At 56.7% G+C, this 5,638-nt stretch carries 3 protein-coding genes and 1 pseudogene; all 4 read right to left on the bottom strand.

Annotated elements, in window-relative coordinates:
- Positions 1-127: 127 nt before the first annotated feature.
- Positions 128-271: pseudogene (locus tag FA740_RS19000) on the bottom strand (IS256 family transposase); the annotation flags it as partial.
- 470 nt (positions 272-741) lie between these two features.
- The gene (locus FA740_RS18995) at positions 742-1,464 is read right to left on the bottom strand and encodes a hypothetical protein (RefSeq protein ID WP_136858368.1); all 723 of its coding nucleotides are present in this window, start codon (positions 1,462-1,464) and stop codon (positions 742-744) included.
- 1 nt (position 1,465) lies between these two features.
- The gene (locus FA740_RS18990; protein WP_136858367.1) at positions 1,466-3,730 is read right to left on the bottom strand and encodes a ThiF family adenylyltransferase; all 2,265 of its coding nucleotides are present in this window, start codon (positions 3,728-3,730) and stop codon (positions 1,466-1,468) included.
- 4 nt (positions 3,731-3,734) lie between these two features.
- Positions 3,735-4,913: a ComEC/Rec2 family competence protein gene (locus FA740_RS18985; RefSeq protein ID WP_136858366.1), complete on the bottom strand. Its 1,179-nt coding sequence runs from the start codon at positions 4,911-4,913 to the stop codon at positions 3,735-3,737.
- Between the last annotated feature and the right edge of the window lie 725 nt (positions 4,914-5,638).

The following is a 5,638-nucleotide window of genomic DNA, read 5'->3' as shown; positions in this document are numbered from 1 at the left end:
GGCCCTTGGCGGCCGACCGCCGGCAGTGGTCTACTCACTGCAAATCGAAGTCATGCAACCCGATCAACAGGAGCAACTCAGAGCTTAAAAAGCGCCAGATCCTGTCCAAGGAAGGGGGAGCACCTCACTTCTCGCCATAGTCAGCGCCAGTCTTGGCGCCAACCTCCAGCTCCATCAGTCGTTCGGCAGCAAAGCCGATCATCTCGCGCAGCAGGTCAGCATCGGCGCTCTTCTCCATCAGCGCGCGAAGGTCCATCATAGGTTTGGTCATCGGGTTCGTCCTTGGTTCAGGTTGGTGTCGCAACCCCACCCTACCGAGAAACCCGATGACCACCGACAGCTACACCACGCCCCGGGACATCACCTGGATCACTGGAGTGCCAAAAAAAGCCGTTGCGCAGATTAAAGCAACTCTGCAGGTCGACCCCATGCTTTTTTGCCGACAGCAAGGTGGCTCAGGAAGCATACAGCGCTCAGATCTAAGCGCCCGTTCATGCTGTGGCGAGCACTAGCGGCTGCTCTGGGCTTTTCACGTCGATACATGTGCGCCGCGCTGGCGGCAGCTATGCGGGACATTCCTGCCACTTGCTGTACCGTAGAATTCGCTTCGCATCTGCAGCACAAAGGATGACAAGGGCTGGGAGCAGAGGTTAACTCTAGCGTCCGCTAATGGGCGGCGGTTTTGGGGCCGAAGCAGACTGACAGCTTCAAGGTACTGACATTCGATTAGTTGCTACGTGCCTAGGAAGACTTCAAAGCTTCCACGGTCAAAGCCAGCTGTCGTGCATAAGTCTTGGAAGCATCAAGGACTGCATTTTTTGAGACACCTACAAGTAGGTAGATCGCATGGATGGCGGCAATACTGCCTTGGGCGACTAGCTTCCCGTTACTAACTGACATGAACTGGGGTTCGTATCGATATATCGCGTATGCAGCGGCCACAGTACCCAAATTGATCGCAATTCCAAACCACTTGAGCCCCCACATATTACGACGGAAGCCGTACGTGATGTTTTCGCCCAGCAAGACGTGGAAACGCTCCCTGTCCCGCGTGTTTTCGCGAAGCCAGCGGAAGCACGCATTGTAGAATGCCATCGCGGCAATTGGGTCGGCGGTCTCCTCTGCCTCGGACGGGACCTGACGGTTGACTTTGGCAGCCAAGAAAGCGCGGTATTCCGCCTTTGAAACCTCGTCGAACACGCTGTCGTCGGCGCGAGTGAGTTCTGTGTTATAAGGCCGCCCTCCGGTTGCGGCAAAAAGCTTGCGCTCCTTACGCAAACCTGCCCGCCGGGCAAGGTCTGCGCCTGCGAACAGCAGGACGGCAATGCCGAGTGAACTGATGATCTCAGGAAGGCCGGGATCGGTCCAACTGCCCGCTAGCAGAAGTAGGGTGAGTGCCGGCGCCACGGCAATAACAGCAGGGAATAGTCGCGCACGGACCACATACGCATCGAAGAAATCCATTTCACGCCCTCCTCTCGCCCATGACAGCGTGATATCCGTTTGGTGTGCGTATCAACAGTATTGCGGGCGGCGACCGTTCCGCAGCAATTTCGACCGCAGTCTTCAGGTCAAGCGCTGAAGGTCCCTGCTCCGCAAGGTGGCTGTGCCACGTACCTATATCAAAAAGGCTTTCGCCACTCGCGACGTGACGAGCCTTGACCGCCGCTTTCAGCCCCTGGGTTCCTAAAACGAACAGAGAAGGCGTGCGCTCGCTATCAGGCGGTGCATTGATGATATCTACAATCGAGACCGTGCGCAGGCGGGCGCTGCAAGATCCGATCAGCAACCCTCCAGTCTCGACGGCTGGAAAGCGAGCAGTCTCCTCGCGTATCCGCCTATCAACATCATTTGACAGGCGCAGTGTCCAGTCGCCGCCTTGCACTGGAATCTGGATAAATGGTTCCACTGACATTCGCCGCCAAGCTGTTGAAAGTCCGTCATTACCAATTACTCCGATTGCGACCTGCCCGCCGTCCTCGGGCGCTGAAGCGACCCTCATGATTTCCTCGGTGGCCATCGCCGCCATTGCAGAAAGACGCGCATCGGTCATCGGCATAGTTAGCGACCCACACCCATCACCGATCTGTACTTGGGTGAGGCCATGCTGGGGATCGAACATCAGATCCCTTTCGTCGTCTGTCAGGTGAGCTGTGAGCCAGGCTAGCAGGTCGACCAAGTTGGGACTTCGGCCCGCACCCTCGATAAGCACGACCGCACACTTCCCACGCCCAAAAAGCACGACTTCTGTAAGGCGCGCGGACACATCGCCGACCGGGATCGCCGATAATCGTTCACGGACGACCAGAGAGGCTGTGGTATTGATTACCAAACCTGTTCCCTCCGGAACAAAAGCAGAGACAGATCGCGGGTCAGCAAGGTCGGAGGCAACATCACGAACAATGGCAGATGGCCGTTGATCGAGTCTTTCCAACTCTTCCACTAATACTTGTGCCTTAGGAATTGAGAACCGTTCAAGCAGAGCATGCCGCGCAAGATTATGCGGGCGAATATACTTGTTGTCAGTCACTGACGTGATCGTGACACCTGAGCGGGCAAGGTGGAAAGCAATCTTCGAACCGACACTCCCGCAGCCGATCAAGCTGACCGGCGGGATGGTCTGGGCCCCCGAGACCCTGTGCAGCAGTGCGGCCGAGACATCATCGATCTGTCGCGCAGCTGCAACGTCCTTGGCCCGGACCGGCGCAAATAGCGACATTCGCCCTTGTTCAAGTATGAGGTCGAACACATACGGGATCAATTCTAGGTCGCTTGAGCGGTCCATGAGGACATGCGGGCGTTTTACGCAAAAAAGGACGCCGATTGTGATTGGGCTGGGGTGGCAATAACCCTGCAGGCGGTTCTCAAGACGTGTGAGGAAAGCATTAAACGGGGCCGCGCAGCCCAGATCCACCGCCCGCTCTCTGAGCTCCCTGATCGTGGAGACCGTATCTGGTAGTACCTTATCAAGGACGCTATCTGTTCCGGGGTACAGGACGACGGTCACCGTATGGCCTTTGACAGGCTCCGTGGACGTGGTCGCGTCGAACGGGAGATTTTTCCTATTTTCCAAGGTAGGAGAAAGCGTATTGAGTTTGTTTCCAACGAATACGAAGCTCTCGACCCTGCTACGTATAGACTCGGTAAAGGTGCCGAACCGATAGAACCTACTTTCAAGGACAAACCAGCCAGGCTTGGTTCCGACGCGCTTCCGGATCATCTCGGCATCACAGATGATATCGTGTCGGGCATCGTTCCGGAGGATCGCCTCCCAACCATGCACTGCGTTTGAAAGCGACCCGCGCGCAGCCCTGGCGAGCCAGAGGCACATCTGGTTGATCATTGCCAGAATGCCTGATTCTAGAAGCGGATAGCTGGTGAAGAACTCATTGACGTCACCATCCACAAGGCAGGGCATCGGCGCTGCATGCACAGTAGCACTGCTCAAGTGATGGAGATTTCGAGGAAAATCCTTACGCAGAAAAAAAAACGGCGCAATCCAAGGGTAGCCTTCAGACAGGATGACCTCAACCCGTTCCAGCCGACGTACGCCGGTCTGGCTTTCGCCAGCGGCTACTGCCGACTGGCTCATCTCGACCTCAAGGGCGATTGTGAGTGAAACAACCTGTTCGCTGACAAGATCCGTGGAGCCACCCGCGCATTGCGGATGCCCGAGGGCTGCACGCAGAAACGTCTCTGCGTGCGCATTCATCTGCTGCTCTGACGCCATTACCTCAGCCGTGGCCTCGGGCGGTCGTGGCAACGGTGCTAACGCCGACGGCCGTGGCTGCCCTGGCAGCGGTCAGAAGCCGTGTACGGGTTACCCCCGAGCAATCGATCTTAAACTCAACCGGACGCCCCTCCTTTTGAAGGAATTCGGAGGTGCAGACGAAACGCGCGTCGTCATTGCCTACCATGGACAAATATTCACGCTTGGCGCGCTCGTGCGGCGGGTTCGGCTCTTCCTTCAGGATCGGGCGGCTGCTGGCGACGATGGACGCGCCGACGCGGGTCTGGCTAAGGGCGGAGCGGGCCTCCTGACACACCTTCACCTTCTCACCCAGTTCCGACCAGCGGTCGTAGCTCAGCGTCCGCCACGAACAGTGATGCGGCGTTTCCATCACGTCGTAGCTCAGCCAGTCAGTCGTTCCGGTCTTTTCGTGCTGGTTCCACAGACGCTCCCAAATCGCCACGTCGGCGTCGCCCCCCGAAAGGAAGCGGCATTGGTCCTTAAAGCCGTCAGCGGGGATCGAGAACTGCATTATGATCGACGAGTTGTTCTTTTCGAGCGTCTTGATAAGCTCCTCGTCGACGTCGTTTACGACCATAGGTGCCAACACCCGTGCCTCGAGCCCTGACGAGTCATCGCCGTTGACTGTGGTGACCAAGCTGTTCTGCTTGGCGACGATGGCCATGATGTCTTCGGTTTTCCCGTCCTTATCTTCGCCGATGATCATGATGCGATCGCCATGTCCAGCGGTACGCCTCGCCTTATAATGCGCGACCCGGCGACGGGCTTCTTTGGCCCATGCCTTGGCATCCTCGCAAAGTATATGTGCTGTCGAAGCCCGCCGGAAAACGATGGGGGATGACCACATTTCCCGGATGAGGATGAGGTCGCGGTTGCCTTTGGGAAAATCTTCGGGCTTGCCAAGGTAAAAGTGGTTGCGCAGGCCAGTGACGTGGTCCGCGTCAGGGTGAGAGAGCATGAAGACGTCGATATAGAGGCGCCCTTCTACGTCACGCGGCAGGCGCTTCTTGAGGTCGCTTGCAACGTCGTAGCACTCGTCGTCATCGGGATTGTCCGCGGCTGCGCGGATGTTGATGTCAATGAGGACGTTCTGCTTATTGGAAAGTTCTATAAGGGCCATGTCCCCGTTGTCCACGGGGAAGATCGTAAGAGAGGAGGGCATCTAAATCGGTCCTTGAATAGGTTGTTGTCTGGAATATTGACCTTTTTAGCGCAGCTTGCGAGGTCTTTTGACATGGTGACGATCGTCGGGGCCATCAAGACAGACATGTACGCAGTTGCTCAGATACCGTCCGATAGGCTCTCGTAGCCAAGCAGGCAGTATGGGGAGCGCAGAGCTGTGGCCCATAGTTCGGCGCCAACGTCCGCAGTGAGGCAAAGGCCTAAACGGCCCAAACGACAAGAATGGGGCTGCGGAAAGCGGACACTAGTTAAGTGGCGTTTAAGCGGCAATTTAGGACCGCATTGCCCGCTGCGACTGCAGCGAAGCCGTCTATCGCGAATGGCGGCTAAGAGCTCTTCGCGTCGATGCTGTCTTACAACCGTGAGACTGCTTTCCAAAAAGGTGCGGTGATCGCGGTAACAGCAATCGCCAATCCCAATGGCAGCCAGTGAGTGTCAAGCAAAAACGTCATTTTGACCTTTTGTCGGACCAAAAGGTCATACTGCTTTCCTTGGTAGGCAAACGTAGTGACATGCAGCAACTCCAAAGCTGCAACGCGGATCAACGAATGCCCGCCTCCCCTGCCCCTTTCTCAAAGTGTTCAAAAACGATCCAGACCGTGTGAAAACTTGAACCGGATTTCCAGCATTGAGCGGCCGTGGTATTCTTGGGCATGGCACATATTTCAGGCGGTGATCGGTCCCAGCTCCTGCTTTTGCCGGACT

It is taken from the genome of Paracoccus hibiscisoli (assembly GCF_005048265.1).
Classification (GTDB): Bacteria; Pseudomonadota; Alphaproteobacteria; order Rhodobacterales; family Rhodobacteraceae; genus Paracoccus; species Paracoccus hibiscisoli.
Note: the sequence above shows the minus strand (reverse complement) of the source record. Positions and strands in the feature narration are given on the sequence as shown.